At 46.1% G+C, this 17,677-nt stretch carries 22 protein-coding genes and 1 tRNA gene; 21 read left to right on the forward strand and 2 right to left on the reverse strand.

Annotated features, from left to right (window positions below; translation table 11 throughout):
• Positions 1-114 precede the first annotated feature (114 nt).
• From mtnN to ERX35_RS03445, 17 genes are all read left to right on the forward strand, one after another.
• The gene (gene mtnN, locus ERX35_RS03365) at positions 115-822 is read left to right on the forward strand and encodes a 5'-methylthioadenosine/S-adenosylhomocysteine nucleosidase (RefSeq protein ID WP_149458507.1); all 708 of its coding nucleotides are present in this window, start codon (positions 115-117) and stop codon (positions 820-822) included.
• A 195-nt stretch (positions 823-1,017) separates the two neighbouring features.
• Entirely contained in the window at positions 1,018-1,542 is a 525-nt protein-coding gene (locus tag ERX35_RS03370) for a YqeG family HAD IIIA-type phosphatase (protein ID WP_149458508.1), read from the forward strand.
• Between the two features lie 109 nt (positions 1,543-1,651).
• Positions 1,652-1,963: a hypothetical protein gene (locus ERX35_RS03375; RefSeq protein WP_149458509.1), complete on the forward strand. Its 312-nt coding sequence runs from the start codon at positions 1,652-1,654 to the stop codon at positions 1,961-1,963.
• A complete protein-coding gene (locus ERX35_RS03380; RefSeq protein WP_149458510.1) occupies positions 1,923-2,753 on the forward strand; it encodes a prohibitin family protein in 831 nt (276 codons plus the stop codon). The genes ERX35_RS03375 and ERX35_RS03380 overlap by 41 nt, the downstream gene beginning before the upstream one ends.
• A gap of 53 nt (positions 2,754-2,806) precedes the next feature.
• Positions 2,807-3,211 (forward strand): HIT family protein, encoded by a 405-nt coding sequence (locus ERX35_RS03385; RefSeq protein WP_149458511.1) that lies wholly within the window; start codon positions 2,807-2,809, stop codon positions 3,209-3,211.
• 280 nt (positions 3,212-3,491) lie between these two features.
• Positions 3,492-3,746: a hypothetical protein gene (locus ERX35_RS03390; protein WP_149458512.1), complete on the forward strand. Its 255-nt coding sequence runs from the start codon at positions 3,492-3,494 to the stop codon at positions 3,744-3,746.
• A gap of 75 nt (positions 3,747-3,821) precedes the next feature.
• A tRNA-Gly gene (locus ERX35_RS03395) sits at positions 3,822-3,892 on the forward strand.
• A 125-nt stretch (positions 3,893-4,017) separates the two neighbouring features.
• Positions 4,018-5,115 carry a ribosome biogenesis GTPase YqeH gene (gene yqeH / locus ERX35_RS03400; protein WP_149458513.1) on the forward strand — a complete coding sequence of 366 codons (1,098 nt, stop codon included), beginning with the start codon at positions 4,018-4,020 and terminating at the stop codon, positions 5,113-5,115.
• 8 nt (positions 5,116-5,123) lie between these two features.
• Positions 5,124-5,927 carry a shikimate dehydrogenase gene (gene aroE / locus ERX35_RS03405; RefSeq protein ID WP_149458514.1) on the forward strand — a complete coding sequence of 268 codons (804 nt, stop codon included), beginning with the start codon at positions 5,124-5,126 and terminating at the stop codon, positions 5,925-5,927.
• Positions 5,928-5,937: 10 nt separating this feature from the next.
• Positions 5,938-6,231 carry a ribosome assembly RNA-binding protein YhbY gene (gene yhbY / locus ERX35_RS03410; protein ID WP_149458515.1) on the forward strand — a complete coding sequence of 98 codons (294 nt, stop codon included), beginning with the start codon at positions 5,938-5,940 and terminating at the stop codon, positions 6,229-6,231.
• A complete protein-coding gene (nadD, locus tag ERX35_RS03415; RefSeq protein ID WP_149458516.1) occupies positions 6,228-6,797 on the forward strand; it encodes a nicotinate-nucleotide adenylyltransferase in 570 nt (189 codons plus the stop codon). Before yhbY ends, nadD begins: the two co-directional genes overlap by 4 nt.
• On the forward strand, positions 6,775-7,341 hold the full coding sequence (gene yqeK, locus ERX35_RS03420) for a bis(5'-nucleosyl)-tetraphosphatase (symmetrical) YqeK (RefSeq protein WP_149458517.1): 567 nt from the start codon (positions 6,775-6,777) through the stop codon (positions 7,339-7,341). Before nadD ends, yqeK begins: the two co-directional genes overlap by 23 nt.
• Before the next feature lie 16 nt (positions 7,342-7,357).
• Entirely contained in the window at positions 7,358-7,708 is a 351-nt protein-coding gene (gene rsfS, locus ERX35_RS03425) for a ribosome silencing factor (protein WP_149458518.1), read from the forward strand.
• Position 7,709: 1 nt separating this feature from the next.
• A complete protein-coding gene (locus ERX35_RS03430) occupies positions 7,710-8,426 on the forward strand; it encodes a class I SAM-dependent DNA methyltransferase (protein ID WP_149458519.1) in 717 nt (238 codons plus the stop codon).
• Between the two features lie 76 nt (positions 8,427-8,502).
• Positions 8,503-9,126, forward strand: coding sequence for a helix-hairpin-helix domain-containing protein (locus ERX35_RS03435; protein ID WP_170234522.1), 624 nt, complete (start codon positions 8,503-8,505; stop codon positions 9,124-9,126).
• A 46-nt stretch (positions 9,127-9,172) separates the two neighbouring features.
• The gene (locus tag ERX35_RS03440; RefSeq protein ID WP_149458521.1) at positions 9,173-9,637 is read left to right on the forward strand and encodes a ComE operon protein 2; all 465 of its coding nucleotides are present in this window, start codon (positions 9,173-9,175) and stop codon (positions 9,635-9,637) included.
• A gap of 12 nt (positions 9,638-9,649) precedes the next feature.
• Positions 9,650-11,929 (forward strand): DNA internalization-related competence protein ComEC/Rec2, encoded by a 2,280-nt coding sequence (locus tag ERX35_RS03445; RefSeq protein WP_149458522.1) that lies wholly within the window; start codon positions 9,650-9,652, stop codon positions 11,927-11,929.
• A 15-nt stretch (positions 11,930-11,944) separates the two neighbouring features.
• On the opposite strand, the gene ERX35_RS03450 is transcribed toward ERX35_RS03445, so the two are convergent.
• A complete protein-coding gene (locus tag ERX35_RS03450; protein ID WP_149458523.1) occupies positions 11,945-12,079 on the reverse strand; it encodes a YqzM family protein in 135 nt (44 codons plus the stop codon).
• A 55-nt stretch (positions 12,080-12,134) separates the two neighbouring features.
• Here ERX35_RS03450 and holA point away from each other — a divergent pair, with 55 nt between their 5' ends.
• On the forward strand, positions 12,135-13,136 hold the full coding sequence (gene holA, locus ERX35_RS03455) for a DNA polymerase III subunit delta (RefSeq protein WP_149458524.1): 1,002 nt from the start codon (positions 12,135-12,137) through the stop codon (positions 13,134-13,136).
• A gap of 38 nt (positions 13,137-13,174) precedes the next feature.
• Here holA and rpsT read toward each other — a convergent pair whose 3' ends face one another.
• Positions 13,175-13,423, reverse strand: coding sequence for a 30S ribosomal protein S20 (gene rpsT, locus ERX35_RS03460; protein ID WP_149458525.1), 249 nt, complete (start codon positions 13,421-13,423; stop codon positions 13,175-13,177).
• Positions 13,424-13,589: 166 nt separating this feature from the next.
• Between rpsT and lepA the strand changes: the two genes are divergently transcribed.
• The 3 genes from lepA (at position 13,590) to hrcA (ending at position 17,665) form a co-directional block, all read left to right on the forward strand.
• Complete coding sequence (gene lepA / locus ERX35_RS03465; protein WP_149458526.1) at positions 13,590-15,413, forward strand: translation elongation factor 4; 1,824 nt, start codon at positions 13,590-13,592, stop codon at positions 15,411-15,413.
• Positions 15,414-15,498: 85 nt separating this feature from the next.
• A complete protein-coding gene (gene hemW / locus ERX35_RS03470; RefSeq protein WP_149458527.1) occupies positions 15,499-16,617 on the forward strand; it encodes a radical SAM family heme chaperone HemW in 1,119 nt (372 codons plus the stop codon).
• A 124-nt stretch (positions 16,618-16,741) separates the two neighbouring features.
• A complete protein-coding gene (hrcA, locus tag ERX35_RS03475) occupies positions 16,742-17,665 on the forward strand; it encodes a heat-inducible transcriptional repressor HrcA (RefSeq protein ID WP_149458528.1) in 924 nt (307 codons plus the stop codon).
• The last annotated feature ends 12 nt before the right edge of the window (positions 17,666-17,677 follow it).

Genomic DNA, 17,677 nt, shown 5'->3' on the forward strand with positions numbered 1-17,677 from the left:
ACGCTCGGGAATGACTGAATCATAGTCAAGTTTCCGGAGGCCAAGGTGTTTCAATATGTGCTGGACAGTGGATGATCACTGATCAACAGCACTTTTTATCATGAGGAGGTAGTTATGCTAGGTATAATCGGAGCGATGCAGGAAGAAGTAGCAATTCTGAAAAATGATATGCAGAACATGGAGACCATTCAGCTTGCCCATGTTGAAGTGTACACAGGAAATCTTTACGGCCAGGAAGCTGTACTGATGCAGAGTGGTATCGGCAAAGTCAACGCAGCTATTTGTACAACGCTGCTGATTGATAAGTATCAGCCGGATGCCATCATCAATACAGGGTCAGCGGGTGGTCTCGGCAGCGGTCTTGCAGTCGGTGATATCGTTATCAGCCGCGACGTACTGCATCATGACGTGGATGCAACAGAGTTTGGTTACGCGCGCGGCCAGGTGCCCGGGATGCCGCTTACTTATGAGGCAGACGAACGCTTAATGGCACTTACTGAGCAGGCGATTGTCAGCAACGAACTGACTGCACATATCGGGCTAATTGTCTCCGGTGACAGTTTCATCGGGACATCAGCAAAAAAACAGCAGATTATCAATGATTTTCCGGAAGTGCTGGCAGTGGAGATGGAAGCTGCAGCGGTCGCTCAAGTATGTCATCAGTATAAGATGCCGTTTATTATTACGCGTGCTGTGTCTGACCTTGCTAACGGCGAGGCGGGCATGACGTTCGATGAGTTCCTTGAAGTCGCTTGCGTCTCTTCCAGTAAAATTGTAAAATCATTAATAGAGATTATTGCTGTTAAAGGAGGCACATTATGATCTATATTATGTCAATCGCTGTGGTTGCCACTGCTGTTATCGGCTTCATTATCTATTCTGAGACTGAAGTAGAACGTGGCGAACGAGAAGTTATCGAATAGTCGTCAACCCCGATTCTCATGGAATTGGGGTTTCTATATGAATGACCTGCCTCATTAAGGGTAAGAGACAATAAGCTGAAATAGAGGTGAAACTATGGGAATCTTTAAAAAATATCTGCTGCCCAGTAAGTATGCTAAAAATATTTTCGAAATTACGCCGGAAGAGCTGACAGGCCGCGGTGTGAAAGCGATCATCACAGACCTTGATAATACATTAGTGGGCTGGGACGTTGAACTCGCTACCGAGGAAGTCGTCAGCTGGTTCAACAGTATGAGTGAAGAAGGCATTAAAGTGACGATTGTCTCCAATAATAATGAGGTCCGTGTCGCAGCGTTTGCGACGCCGCTTAAAGTCGATTATATTTTTAATGCGAGAAAACCGATGGGTGCGGCATTTAAGAAAGCATGCCGTGCGATGAATGTCAAGCCGGAAGAGACCGTGGTGATCGGCGATCAGATGATGACAGACGTTCTGGCGGCCAATTCAAATGGCTTTTATTCCATTATGGTCGTACCGGTCAAGGCCAACGATGAATGGAAGACACGAGTGAACCGCATGATGGAACGGCGCTTTCTTGCGTATTTCAAGCGTAAAGGCTATATCAACTGGGAAGAATAGACATGCTGCGGCATGTCTTTTTTTAAGAAAACTTTAAGGTTGGAAATCAGCTGCTGGTTATCAGAAAATGCTATAATTATAATAAGAAGTGAATGAAAGGAGTAAGTTCATGCGCTACTTTTTACTGGGAATGCTACTGTTAATCATTCTATGTATCGCACTGTATTTTATTTTATCCCGAGTATACGACTATTTTGCTTATCGGGCTGAAGCAGGTGATATCAGACGGAGATATGTGCGTCAGCACTATGATGATCAGCTTGAGAAAGAGCGGCTCGTGCAGAAGAAAAAGCAGCTTGAACATGCGATTGAAATCCGCAGTCAGCACTTTCAGCAGCTTTCTGAAATTAAACCATTAGAGAAGGAGCTTGAAGAAATCAATGAACTCATCCACACCCTCGAAACCGAAGAAACCCGTTAACCGCAAGTCATTGCTGCTTACCACTATATTAGGAGCGATTCTGCTGCTTGGTGCACTCATTCTATTCATGAGCATCGAGAAAGTCCCGCAAGGTTACCAGGCCGTCATTTATTCAGTCAGCGGTGTTAAAGAACAGACAAAACCTGCAGGCTGGCATATTATTTCACCACTTGATAAGGCCGTCCATTACCCGATCAGAACCCAGACAAAGGAATACGATGATTTAAATGTAGCGACTTCAGACGGTAAGAACTTGAATATGGACATCAGCGTGAACTATCATGTAGATCCGACGAAAGTCGTGAATATTTTCAACAAGTTTGGGAATGCCGATATCGAAGGCCTGGAGAGCGGCTTCTTAAGAACACGTGTGCAGGACGGCCTGCGCCAGTCCGTGGCGAAGTTCTCCGTTATTGAGACGTTCGGTGTTAAAACAAGCGAAATCAAGAAGAATACAATTGAGATGCTGCAGGACAATTTGACGAAGCAGGGTTTTATTGTGGAAGACATTGCCATTTCAAGTCCGAAAGCTGATAAAGCGACACAGGCAGCGATTGATGAGCGGGTGAAAGCCAACCAGGAGCTGGAGCGTGCTAAAACGGACCGTGCGATAGCAGAAGAGAACGCTAAAAAGAAGAAGATTGAAGCAGAAGGTCAGGCAGCAGCCAATGAAATTCTCGAGAAATCTCTATCCGATCAGATTATCCGTAAGCAGATGATCGATAAATGGGACGGCAAACAGCCGATCACTATCGGCAGTGACGGCGTCATCGTTGATGTCAATAAGTAACCGTAAAGCTCTCATAAGTTTGAGAGCTTTTATGTTATTCGGAGGACGATTTAATGGATAATTGTATATTCTGTCACCAACTGAAAGAAGAGCAACTGCTGCTTCAGACCCGCTGCTTTAAAGTTGTCTTTGATATTGACCCTATACAAGACGGTCATCTGCTCATCATTTCAAATAAGCATCGGCTGAATTTGACTGAACTGACGGACGAGGAACTCATCGAGCTCATCCGGCTTGAGCAGCTCATCGTCCAGCTGATTGAAGAGCAGTTTGAAGTCCAAGGCGTCACTATCGCCTCAAATAACGGCGCAGCTATGGATCCAGATACTCACTTTCATGTCCATGTCATACCAAGATATAAGGAAGACGGTTTCTGGGAGCGTGTACAGGTGAATGTCAGGCAGATAGCACGAGCAAAACTTGCAGTTTTAGTGAATGACCTGGCAGAAAAACTATGAAGCGGCTCCCGGCGAATAAAAGTGGAGAAATATTCGTTTGAGCGGCTCCCGGCGAATAAAAGTGGAGAAATATTCGTTTGAGCGGCTCCCCGCGAATAAAAGTGGAGAAATATTCGTTTGAGCGGCTCCTCGCGAATAAAAGTGGAGAAATATTCGTTTGAGCGGCCGCCCTATACTTTGTTTTTCTCAAAAACCTTTCTCTGCTGACTTTAAATCAAATGGTATAAACTATAATTTAAGGGTATAGATAATATAACAAGCAGCGAAAGGGAGAATAAAAATGAACTTAAATGAAGATGTACTTTATAACTATTTAGACAGTATTTCTAAAGAAGGCACATTCAATGCTGAAAAAGTTGATGTCCAGTCGGAGGGAATTACGGCTGAACTTGACTACTTATTTGATAATGACTTAGTAGACGGCGATAAAGCGGCATATCAACAGAATGGTGAATACGTCGTCAGCTCGATGAGTGATCTGAAACTTACACAGCAAGGGCAGTCAATGCTCGAGAAACTTGAGAACAGATGGTAAGCACTTTGCTCCAGTAATCTGGAGCTTTCTTCTTTATTTTTTCTGGCGTATCAGCTAAAATAATTAAATACATGTGCGGGTGTAGTTAAATGGTATAACCTCAGCCTTCCAAGCTGATGTCGTCGGTTCGATTCCGATCACCCGCTTACTGAAGTCCCGGGATATTCCCTGGACTTTTTTGCTGTGAATAGTTCTTTTTTCATTCCTCAGCTTATGTGGTAGAATAGTAAAGGAATATAGGGCGAGTTCGTTATTTATAGGAGGAATATGTTTGTCGAATGAAATGAGATGTATCGGCTGTGGAGCAGTACTCCAGAGCGATGCTGCAACGAAAGCGGGCTATGTGCCGCAGTCAAGCTTGAATAAGGAAGACGTGATTTGTAAACGTTGTTTCAGATTGAAGCATTATAATGAAATTCAGGATGTTAATATGACGAGTGATGATTTCCTGACGATGCTGAATGCGTTAGGAGACCGCGATGGCATCATTGTCAATGTGATTGATGTCTTCGATTTTCAAGGGTCATGGATCAACGGGCTGAAACGCATCGTCGGTAACAAGAAAGTGATTCTTGCAGCAAACAAGATTGATCTGCTGCCGAAGCTGATCAATAAAAATCGCGTCGAACTCTGGATCAAGCACTTGGCGAAGGAGCTTGGGATGAAGCCGGAAGACGTCGTGCTTATCTCCGCAGCTAAAAATCATGGTATTGATGAACTGCTTGAGACGATTGAACGTGAACGGGACGGCAAAGATGTCTATATCGTCGGGACGACAAATGTCGGTAAATCCACATTGATCAATAAACTCATCGAGCGCAGCATCGGCGAAAAAGATGTCATCACTACTTCTCATTTTCCAGGGACGACACTGGATCTGATTGATATCCCGCTCGGTGACGGGACATTTATGTTCGATACACCGGGTATCATTCAGGCGCATCAGATGACGCATTATGTGACAGATGATGAATTGAAGGTCATTATGCCGAAAGAAGAGATCAAGCCGCGCAACTATCAGCTGAACGAAGGTCAGACACTGTTTCTCGGCGGGCTCGTGCGTGTGGACTATGTGTCCGGCGGCCGCCGCAGCCTAAACTGCTTTATCTCTAACCGGTTAAATATTCACCGGACGAAGTCTATGAATGCTGATGATTTATGGCAGCGTCAGATCGGTGAACTGCTGACACCTCCAGGTGATAAGACATTTGATTTTGATGCGGTGCGCCGCCATACGTTGTCTGTCAAAGATAAGAAACAGGATATTATTATTTCAGGTCTTGGGTTTATTACAGTGGAAGCCGGAGCGGTTATTGAAGTGTTTGCGCCGCAGCAGGTGGATGTCTATTTAAGACCGAGCATATTGTAGGTGATCAGATGAATTTCGCAGTCATCGGCCATCCGGTCAGACATTCATTGTCGCCTGTCATGCACCATGCGAATTTTACAGCCGGCAGTCATGAGCACTCGTATACAGCGCTCGATATTGCGCCGGCTCATTTCCATCATATCAGGGATATTATTAAAGAGCAGCAGCTTGATGGCTTCAACGTCACGATTCCTCATAAATCTGCTATTATGGCGTATCTTGATGAGGTTGATGAGGAAGCCCGCATGATGGGGGCAGTCAACACAGTGAAAATAACAGATGGCAGATGGACTGGCTACAATACAGACGGCAGCGGCTTTGTGGAAAGTCTCGGCCAGAATTTCAGCATGACGGATTTCAAACGAACGAAAGTGCTGATACTCGGAGCAGGCGGTGCTAGCCGGGCCATCACCTATGCACTGCAGCAGGCGGGGGCAGAAGTCACTGTCGCTAATCGCTCGCTCGACCGCTTCAGTGACTGGCCATTTACTGTGAATGCCATTCAGCTGGCGCATGTCAATGAAGTGATTGGCACTATGGATTTAATCATCAATACAACACCTATCGGTATGACCGGCTTTGCGGCAGAAGAGCTCTGTGACTTAAATCGTGCTAATAACACCGCGCACGTGGCTGATATCATTTATACGCCGGCGGTCACACCGTTTCTCGCTGAAGCCGCACGTCATCAGCTGCCAGTGATGAATGGATTAGATATGTTTGTCAATCAAGGGGCGCAGAGCTTTGAAATCTGGACGGGTGAGCCGGCTGATAGAAGTGTCATGAAAGAACGCGTTATCCAGGAACTATGAGGAGGTTACTATGTTAACAGGAAAACAGAAACGTTATTTAAGAGCAAAAGCCCATCACATTGACCCGATTTTTCAAGTCGGTAAAGGTGGTATCAACGGTAATTTAATCGACCAGCTGAACGATGCACTGGAGAAACGCGAACTGATTAAAGTGAGTGTGCTTCAGAACAATATGGACGAAAAAGAAGTGCTTGCTGAAGAGTTGGCACGACGCGTCTACGGTGAACTTGTGCAGGTCATCGGGTCAACGATCATTCTCTACAAACCGTCCCGGAACCACAAGCAGCTAGAATTACCGCGATGATTATACTTTACGGCGGATCGTTTGATCCTATTCATATCGGTCATATGATCGTTGCTCATGAAGTGTATCAGTCTTTTCGACCGGACCGGTTCATACTGATGCCTGCGCGTCAAAACCCTTTGAAAGTAAAGCGCACAGTAGCAACGAACCAGGAAAGACTGGATATGCTTAAACTGGCGGCTGCTGTTCTGGAATTCGGCGAAGTGTCTGACATGGAAATCAACCGGACGGGTGACAGCTATACGTATGATACTGTGCTTGAATTAAGCCGTTATGATGAGGATATTGCGGTCATCATCGGCACCGATCAATACGTCCAGCTTAATCGGTGGCACCGCATTGATGAACTTAAGAAGCTCTGCCGTTTTATCGTCGTCAATCGCGAGACAGAAGAAAATCAAGTAACGGCACCGGATATGTCGTTTCATATCCCGAGAATCGACATCAGCGCTACAGAAATTAGAAGAAGGCTGACTGAAGGAGCAACCGTCAAATTCTGGCTGCATCCTGAGATTGAAGCCTTTGTCCGAAAGGAACAGATCTATGAAAAAGAAAAGAGCCATTAAACTAGTAGAAGAGAAGCTGCCGAAAAAACGATTCGAACATTCTATGCGTGTTGCAGAGACAGCGGTCAAAATGGCTGATTTATTCAACGGTGACGCAGAGAAAGTAGAGCTTGCAGGCATTCTGCATGACTACGCGAAGTACGATGATTTAGCGCTCATGTATCAGCTGGTGACGAAGTATGAACTTGACCGGGAACTGCTTGCCTATAATTCTGAAATACTGCACGGACCGGTTGCTGCAGCTCTCATGAAATATGAACACGGCATAGAAGACGTAGAAGTGCTGCAGGCGATATTTAATCATACAACCGGTCGCAAGCAGATGACATTGACAGAGAAAATTATTTTTGTCGCTGACTATATCGAACCCGGACGAAATCAGCCGGGTGTCGATGAGATGAGAACAATGATATTTGACGAGAAAAAACTTGATAAAGCGATTTACGACATTTCGAAGCGGACCGTCAAATTTCTGCTTGAAAATGATAAATGCATTTATCCCAGAACAATTGAGTGTTTAAATTACTATAACTTAGAAAAATAGGAAAAGGATTGAGTGAATGGATTCAAAACAATTATTGGAAGTAGCAGCAAAAGCATGTGATGACAAACGTGCAGAAGAAATTTTAGCAATTGATGTCAAAACAATCAGCGGGATCACAGATTATTTTTTAATCTGTCATGCCAATTCAGATAGACAAGTACAGGCGATTGCCCGCGAAGTAAAAGATCAGGCCCACAAAAACGGGCTGGATGTCAACCGCCTGGAGGGCTTCAATGAAGCGCGCTGGGTACTGATTGACCTCGGTGATGTCGTCGTCCATGTCTTCCATAAAGAAGAACGGGGCTACTATAATCTGGAGCGTCTATACCGTGACGCTGAGTTCATTGAGTTTGAACAGGTAGACTAAGATGGCCTATGAAGCATTTGCGGCGTTATATGACAGGCTGATGTATGATCAGCCTTATGATAAGTGGCTGGCAGTGACCGCACCTTATTTAACTGATGCAAAGACAGTGCTCGATCTCGGCTGCGGCACCGGCAGTTTCACGACGCTGCTGCCCACGTCTCTGACCCGTGTCGGTGTTGACTTAAGTGCAGATATGCTTGCTGTCGCAGCTCAGAAGGATCCGTCAGTCAACTGGCTTGTTCAGGACATCACTGAGCTGGACCTCGGCATGACGTTTGATTTAATCACATGTTACTGTGACAGTCTGAATTATATCGCAGCGGCAGATTTGCCGGCACTGTTCAGCCGGGTGAAGGCGCATCTTGCTGAAAAAGGGACCTTTCTGTTTGATGTTCACTCACAGTGGAAGATGGCACATTTGTTTGATGGTCAGACTTACACGGATGAGACGGAGGATGTCACTTATATATGGCAGACGTTTGCCGGTGAACAAGCGGACAGTGTCTGGCATGAACTGTCGTTTTTCGTCAGAGATGACCAGGGTAAGTATGATCGCTATGATGAAACGCACTTTCAGCAGACGTTAAGTGTGCCGGATTATACACGGCTGCTTGCTGAGGCGGAATTGAAAGCAGTACGTGTGTTTGCTGACTTTCTGCCGGATGAGCCGGTCGGCAATGAACCGGAACGGCTGTTCTTCGTCGTGACACATCAATGATGAAATTAAATTTTATTTGTGACAGAAAAAAGTGAAAATGACACTTCCACCGATAATTAGGTGGAGGTGTTTTTATATGGATGATTTTCTTCTGCTGCTGCAGAAACATAAGGCCAAGCTGGGTATTATAGTGGTGCTGCTGATGGCAGGTTTTCTCATCTTCAACTTCTTTAAGAATGAGCCCGGACAGACTACGGATGAAGTCGTGAAAGTGCCGGCGCAGCCCGTGAAAGCTCTTGAACCCGTGCATGATAAGACAGTCAGTGATTCAATCATGGTGGATGTTAAAGGAGCAGTGAAATTCGCTGGTGTCTACCCCGCAAAAAAGACGCAGCGGGTGAATGATGTGATCAAGTTAGCAGTGCCGCTGAAAAATGCAGATATTCAGGCAGTGAATCTGGCGATGACATTGACCGATCAAATGGTCATCTATATTCCTGTTAAAGGAGAAGTAGCAGCGGGCAAGTATGAAATGTACCATCAGGCTGCCGGCCGTTCTGCTGCACAGCAGACAGTGAACATCAATACTGCCACGGAAGGAGAGCTGCAGGAAATTCCCGGCATCGGTCCGAAGAAAGCGCAGGACATTCTCATGTACCGCGAGCAGCACGGCGGCTTCAAGACGAAAGAGGAGCTGAAAGAGATTAAAGGTATCGGCGAGAAGACATATGTCACCCTCGAACCATTTGTCGAATTGTAATTCCCGCTGTTATTGCTTAAAATAAAAGTGATAAGGGGGAATAACAATGGAACGAATGAAATGGCAGGATTACTTTATGGCGCAGAGTCAGCTGCTGGCTTTAAGGTCAACGTGCACGAGACTGAGCGTCGGCGCGACGATTGTCAGGGAAAACCGCATTATTGCCGGCGGCTATAACGGTTCGGTGTCAGGCGATGCCCATTGTATCGATGTCGGCTGCTATGTAGAGGAAGGACATTGCATCCGCACGGTCCATGCTGAGATGAACGCCTTTTTGCAGTGCGCCAAAATGGGCGTGTCGACAGAAGGAGCAGAGCTGTATGTGACACATTTTCCTTGCCTGCACTGTACAAAATCCATCATCCAGGCAGGCGTCAAAAAAATTTACTACGCTCAGGATTATAAAAATCATCCATACGCGATAGAACTGCTGTTAAAGGCAGGCATCCAGGCTGAAAAAATTCCATTTGACGCAGAGAAAACCGCTTCATATTTTATGACTATCCAGTAAAGGGGGATACATGTGTGGCTGAATAGCGCATTAAGTGCATTGATCGGTATTCTGCTGACCGAATCTCCGGTAAGCGCATGTATCCTTGTGATAGTTCTGACTATCCATCTTTACGTTAAAAAGCAACTGATGTTTTTACTGATGTACAGTGCAGTCATCGCTGCTTTTTTGATGCTGAGCAGCAGCGGTCATACGGTCCTCAGTGACTTTGACTGGACTGATAATGAAGCCGGGTCGTACAAAGGGCCCGTGCTTTTTGAGGACGACGTTCAAGTGGACGGAGATTTACTGTCCGGTACACTGACAGCCGGAGAGAAAAAACTGCGTTTCAACTACTATATCGGCAGTGAAGAAGAACAGCGCTTCATCAAAGCACATATGCCTTATTATACGCGCTGTCCGGTTGATTTGAGGCTGCAGCGGGTACTGCCGAACACGAACGGCCTGAAGTTCAACTATGATGAGTACCTCAGCTTTCAAGGAATTCATTATACCGCCAAGGTAACGACATTTGACAGGACAAGCTGTCAGCCGCTCAAACCGGTCGGCATAGACTGGCTGAAGAAATACCGGCTGCAGCTTGCTGACTGGCTGATGACGCTGCCTCATGAACGCATGGCGTATGTCGTGGCGCTGACACTTGGTGATACACGCTATTTATCCACAGATGAATTGACAGCGCTGAAAGCACTGGGCATCTATCATCTGTATGCCATCAGCGGCTCACATGTGGCATTATTATCGGTACAGCTCTTCTACGTCCTAAAGCGACTGTATGTTCCGCTGTTATACAGCCGGATGGTAATATTGGTATTGATTCCGCTCTATGCACTGCTCACCGGCTGTTCACCTTCTGTCCTGCGTGCATCTCTGTTCATTTTTCTCTATATACTGCTGAAACCGTTCGGAATGACCCTGCTGGACAGTCTCGCGCTGTCGTTTCTGTTATTCCTGCTTTATGATATCCAGCTGATAATGGACATCGGCTTCCAGTTATCCTATATCATTTCGTTTGTGCTGATCTTTACCGGAAGGTTATTTGACGGAAAGCCGGCGCCTGCTGTTTTTATAATGACTACTTTTTTTGCGCAGATGGCGAGTCTGCCGGTCCTGCTGCTCCATTTTAACACTATTCAGTGGAGCGGTTTTATTACGAATCTGCTGTTTGTCCCGTTTTTCACTTTCCTGCTGTTCCCGTTATGTACGCTTATTCTTCTCGCAGCGATGTTTTTTCATGTTGTACCGTCAGTGCTTCTCGATATGCTGACCGTGCTCTTTAAAATCAATGATGCACTGATTGCGCTCTTTAATGGGCTGCATCTGCCGGAGACAGTCATCAGCAACCAGTGGGCTGTCTTCTATATAATGATCGCAGCTGTCGTCTGCTACGGCATATACTGCTGCTACCGCTCGACATCAGCAGGGCTGAGCGTCATGGCTTCTCTCTGCCTGCTCCTCATGTGCTGGCCCTGGCCGAAAGAGGCAGATCGTGTGACTTTTGTAGACGTCGGACAGGGCGATAGTACGATTGTCGAAAGTATGGGCAAAGTGATGGTCATTGATACCGGCGGTCAGCTGACGTTTGACAGCGCGCCGTGGAAAGAGCGGAGGAAAGCGTCTTCAACGGCTGATTTCTCGGTGATTCCGCTGTTGACTGAACGCGGCTATGACACGATTGATTACTTGCTGTTAACACATCCGGATCAGGATCATTTCGGGGAGGCGGTACAGCTGCTGCATCACTTTGACATTAATTATTTAATCATCAATCCGGTATCGTTCGGGGCGGAGAAATATAAGGAAACTTTGGCTGCGGCAGCAGAAAATCATACGAAGGTGATAGACAGCAGACGGCTGCCGGCCATGAAGCTTGGACATGCCCAGCTGCACTTGATGAATATAGATTCCTCAGCCGGAGACGAAAACGACAGCAGTATTGTGACGTTCGTCAAGCTTAAGCAGCTGACTTATTTGCTGATGGCAGATCTGCCTGCTGACAAAGAGCAGCAGATTACATCACAGCTCAGCGGCATCACGGTGAATGTACTGAAAATAGGCCATCACGGCAGCGAGACGAGTACTTCAGATGCGCTGCTCGATAGGCTGAAGCCGAACTATGCGGTGATTTCGGCCGGCCGTAACAACCGCTTCGGACATCCGCACTCAAGTGTCATCCGGCGGCTTGAGACACGGGGCATCAGTATACTGAACACCCAGCGCGACGGGAAAGTGGAGTTTGAGGACAACGCGCTCATCACAGGTAAAAAGGCCATAAAAAAAACCAGACAGTAACGTCTGGTTTCTTGCTTATTTCGGCAGTAAGTCAAAAATCTGGGCGATGATATAGATGGCCGAAAATGTACCTAAGCCAATTCCAAATGCCAGCATTGAGTCTTTAACATCGTTATTTTTAGACTGTACATCGTGTTCAAAATGATTCATTTCATCAACCTCCAATTCTTCTTTAGTATATGATAACTGGGAAAAAAAAGCTATAATGAAATTAAGATTTAATAAGGGAGCAGTTATTTTGAAAGCTATAACTTTAAACTATGGTGTCGTGCCTGAACTGGTAGCAGAAAAAACACGGGAAATCGTAGACGAACTGCTGCCTGACCAGGACGATTTTAACTTTGCCAAATATGATCTGCATGAAGTGCCGGTGCAGCAGATCATCGAAGATGCCATGACGATACCATTTTTAAGCGATTATAAAGTCATCGTCGTTAAAAACAGCTATATCTTCACCGGTGACCGGGGGAAAACAGCAGTGGAGCATTCGCTGGAGGCACTTGTTGAGTTCATCACCCGTTTCGATGGGCCGAACTATGTCATTTTTGAAGTGAATCATGACAAGCTGGATGAGCGCAAAAAAATCGTGAAATTGATGAAGCAGCAGCATCAAGTCAATAAGATCGAAGCCATGGATGAACATGCGCTCCGCCAGTGGATTAAAAAATCGCTGAACGAGCAGTTCAAAGATATCAAGCAGGATGCCCTTGATGAACTGATTCAGCTGACAGGGGCTGACTATAAACTGATCACAAATGAGCTTGAGAAGCTGCTGCTCTATGTCGGTGACGAACCGATCATCGTCCTCAGCCATGTGAAGCTGATTGTCTCGCGCAGCCTTGAGCAGAACGTCTTTCTGCTGACCGATTATATTACGACGAACCGCAAGAAAGAAGCAGTCCAGCTGCTGCATGACCTGATCAACATGAAGGAAGAGCCGATCAAACTGCTGGCACTGATCAGCGGGCAGTATAGACTGTACTACCAGACGAAAATTTTAAATCAGAAAGGGTTCAGTGAAGCGCAGATCGCTAAAAGCCTGAAAATACATCCTTACCGGGTGAAACTCGCCCTGAGAAAAGTAGGTCGCCTGGATCTCTCACATATACTAGGTATCATGGAGAAATGCACGGAAACGGATTATCAGCTGAAGTCCTCTTACATGGATAAAGTGCTGATACTTGAATTGTTTATACTGAGCATATAAAAAAGCCCCGCGAATAATCGCGGGGCTGCGTGTTATGATTAGTTAGAACGCATAACTTGTGATTTTAAACGTCCAGCTTTGTTAGCATGGATTAAGTTGTTTTTAGCAGCTTTGTCAATTTTCTTAACAGCTAAAGTCACTAATTCTTGTTTGTTATCTGTGTTGTTTTCAACAGCAGCTTTTGCGTTTTTCACAGCAGTACGCATATCGTTCTTTTGAGAGATATTAGCGTCTTGAGCTTTTTGACTTGTAGTCACGCGTTTAATAGCAGATTTAATGTTTGGCATGATGTCACCTCCTAATAATGAGTAACAGGTACAATTTGTTTGCAACAAGAAATATTTTATCAAAATTAACGCCTATATGCAATCGTTATTTTAAAATGGATTGAAGTCGTTGTTTTATCTTGCTATAATCAATTGTATTGACTAAGAAAGAAAGTTGGTTCTATAGATGAACAATGAAGCGCGCCTGAAGAGACAGGAAAAGATAAGAAACTTCTCGATTATCGCCCATATTGACCACGGCAAATCGACATTAGCAGATAGAATTCTCGAGAACACAAAATCGGTAGCAAGCCGTGAGATGAAAGCTCAGTTGCTGGATTCAATGGATCTTGAACGCGAACGCGGTATCACCATCAAGCTGAACGCCGTGCAGTTAAATTATACAGCAAAAGACGGCGAAACCTACATCTTTCATTTAATTGATACACCAGGACACGTCGATTTCACTTATGAAGTGTCACGGAGCCTGGCAGCATGTGAAGGCGCCATCCTTGTAGTAGACGCAGCACAGGGTATTGAAGCGCAGACGCTCGCCAACGTTTATCTCGCGCTGGATAACAATCTGGAATTAATCCCCGTCATCAACAAGATTGACCTGCCGGCTGCAGAACCGGAGCGGGTCAAGCAGGAGATAGAAGATGTCATCGGCCTTGATGCTTCTGATGCAGTGCTCGCTTCGGCTAAAGCCAACATCGGTATCGACGAAATACTGGAACAGATTGTCGAGCTTGTGCCGCCGCCGGAAGGCGATCCTGAAGCACCGCTTAAAGCGCTGATTTTTGACAGTGCGTTCGATGCTTACCGCGGTGTGATTTCATCCATCCGTGTTATCGACGGCACAGTTAAAGCGGGCGATAGAATCCGTATGATGGCGACCGGTAAAGAATTTGAAGTGGTGGAAGTAGGTATCAATACACCGAAGCAGCTTCCGGTCGCAGAACTGACTGTCGGTGACGTCGGTTATATCACAGCTTCCATTAAAAACGTAGCTGATTCAAGTGTCGGCGATACAATCACGCTTGCCGGCAATCCGGCAGCTGAACCGCTGCAAGGTTACAAGAAGATGAATCCGATGGTCTTCTGCGGAATCTATCCGATAGAAACAGGGCGCTATAATGATCTGCGGGAAGCGCTGGAAAAACTGCAGTTGAATGATGCGTCACTTGAATTCGAAGCGGAGACGTCACAGGCGCTCGGCTTTGGTTTCCGGGTCGGTTTCCTTGGGCTGCTGCATATGGAGATCATTCAGGAGCGTATTGAGCGCGAGTTCGGCATTGAACTCATTGCGACTGCGCCGTCTGTTATTTATAAATGCGAGATGACAGATAAGTCCGAAGTCATCGTGGATAATCCATCAAAAATGCCGGATCCGCAGAAAATAGATAAAATCTTTGAACCGTATGTTAAAGCGAGCATCATGGTGCCGAATGACTATGTCGGTTCTGTCATGGAGCTGTGCCAGAAAAAACGTGGTAATTTCCAGACGATGGACTACATGGATGACATCCGTGTCAATATCATTTATGAGATTCCGCTGTCAGAGATTGTCTTTGATTTCTTTGACCAGCTGAAATCCAATACAAAAGGTTATGCGTCATTTGACTACGAACTGATCGGCTATAAAGAGAGCCGCCTTGTCAAGATGGACATTCTGCTGAACGGTGACACTGTCGATGCACTGAGCTTTATCGTTCACCGTGACTTCGCCTACGACCGCGGTAAAGTCATCGTCGAAAAACTGAAGACATTAATTCCGAGACAGCAGTTTGAAGTGCCTGTTCAGGCAGCCATCGGGCAGAAGATTGTGGCACGGACAAATATTAAGTCCATCGGGAAGAACGTTCTTGCGAAATGTTACGGCGGTGACATCAGCCGTAAACGTAAACTGCTGGAAAAACAGAAAGCAGGTAAAGCGAAGATGAAAGCGGTCGGCTCTGTGGAAATCCCGCAGGAAGCTTTCCTTGCTGTACTGAAAATGGATGAAGAATAAACAAGCAGCTGATGACGCCTTGGTCGTTCCCCGGAGGAAACGCCGGGGCGTTTTCCTGTGAAGCTGCCTGCGAAGAGGTGAGACAATGACGAGTTTATATATTCATATTCCATTCTGCAACCGGATCTGTACTTACTGTGACTTCAACAAGTTTCTGATCAAGAATCAGCCCGTCGATGCTTATATTGACTGTCTGATCCAGGAACTGGAAGGCATTGACACTTGTACTTTTAACACATTGTTCATCGGCGGCGGTACGCCGACTGCTTTATCTGTCACTCAGCTGGAGCGGCTGTTATCTTATATAGCGGACCGGTTCACAGTGACCGATGAATGGACAATGGAGGCGAATCCGGATGAACTGACAGCCGAGAAAATTGCCGTGATGAAGCAGTACGGGGTCAACCGGCTGAGTCTCGGCGTGCAGACCTTTGATAACAATCTGCTGAAGCTGCTCGGCCGGACGCATGAGGAAAGCGACATAAAAGCGGCTGTCGATGCCGCAAAATCGTTAGGTATCCAGTCGGTCAGCATTGACTTGATGTATCATCTGCCGACCCAGACGCTGGAGCAGGTGAAGCGTGACCTTGACAAGGCACTGGCGCTTAATATCGACCATATTTCGAGCTATTCGCTTATTCTGGAGCCGAAGACGCAGTTTTATAACCAGTACCGTAAAGGGATGCTGCAGCTGCCGGATGACACGCTTGCGGCTGAGATGTATGACTATACAATCCAGCGGCTCGCACAGTCTGATTTCAGTCAGTATGAGCTCTCTAATTTCGCTAAGCCGGGTCACGAGTCCCGCCATAACAAAGTATACTGGCAGAACAGTGAATACTACGGCGCCGGTGCCGGCAGTCACGGTTACATTAACGGCGCACGCTACTTCAATATCGCACCGGTCCCGCATTACATCAAGGCCATGCAGACGACAGGCAGTGCCGTTAAAGAGACGCACCAGGTGACAGTGGAAGAGTCGATGGAAGAATTCATGTTTTTAGGGCTGCGGCTGAACAGCGGTGTCTCAAAAGCCGTGTTCGCTGCGCGGTATAATATAACGCTTGATGACGTTTTCAAGGATGTGCTTGAAGATTTAGTGGCAGATGGTCTCCTCACTGAGGACAACAACTATATAGCGCTGACACCGGCCGGTCGGATGATCGGTAACAATGTCTTTGAGAAGTTCCTGCTTTCAGTGTAAAGCAGGGATTTTTTACGTTAGAAAAAATTTTTTGATAGGATGAATGCAAAAGATTGACATACTTTGACCAATTTGATAAATTAATATTAGCACTTGAGGTTAGTGAGTGCTAACGAGGTGGAATATGCTCACGAATAGACAACAATCACTGCTTAACACTATTGTTGAAGATTTTGTTGAAAGTGGGATGCCTGTTGGATCGAAGGCCCTGATGGCGAACCATCAGCTGACGATCAGCCCGGCGACAATCCGCGCTGAAATGAAGCGGCTGGAAGCACAGGGTTTTATTGAGAAGACCCACACGTCTTCCGGAAGAAGACCATCTGTCGAAGGTTATAAGCACTACATCAGAAGTCTGCAGCAGGAACTGCATTCAGATGCGGTGATTATTCATGCGAATAATCACCGGCAGCTGGCTGAACACATGGCGGAAGAGACGCAGTATGTCTCCGTCATCACTGGTTATCACCGTAATGCAGGTCTCTCTGATATTCATCTGACAGCATTTCACAACCATCTGCTGTTAATTGTGGTCTATCAGAATGGTGACATTGATCACCAGCAGATCATATGGCAGAAGCAGCTGACGCAGGAACAGCTGACACTGCTGAATCGTTATCTTTATGAACGGCTGGATGAGCTGAACAATCTCCAGCTGGAAGACGATTTTCAGCCTGTGGACGTGCCTGTTGAACAGCAGCTCCTAAAAACCATCATTTCCTGGATCATCAGGCGGATGACGACCCGTGATCCTGTCAAGTACATCGCAGGCAGAAAGTTTATCTTTGACTCTCTACCGTCGAATGATATCGATGCGATCAAGCATACATTGACTTTTATTGATTCATCTGCGCTGATCAAGAAGCTAAATAGTATGAATGATAATTTAGTTAATGTTAAGATAGGACAGGAAATCGATGATACTCTGCAGAATGTTTCTTTAATCACGGCACCGGTCGTATCAGAAGGCTTTCTTGGCCGGCTGGCAGTCATCGGTCCCGTGCAGATGAGCTACCGCAGAGTATTCGAAGAATTAAAAGCGCTTTAGGGCGAAGGAGGA

The sequence above is a fragment of the Macrococcus equipercicus genome, assembly GCF_004359525.2.
Classification (GTDB): Bacteria; Bacillota; Bacilli; order Staphylococcales; family Staphylococcaceae; genus Macrococcus; species Macrococcus equipercicus.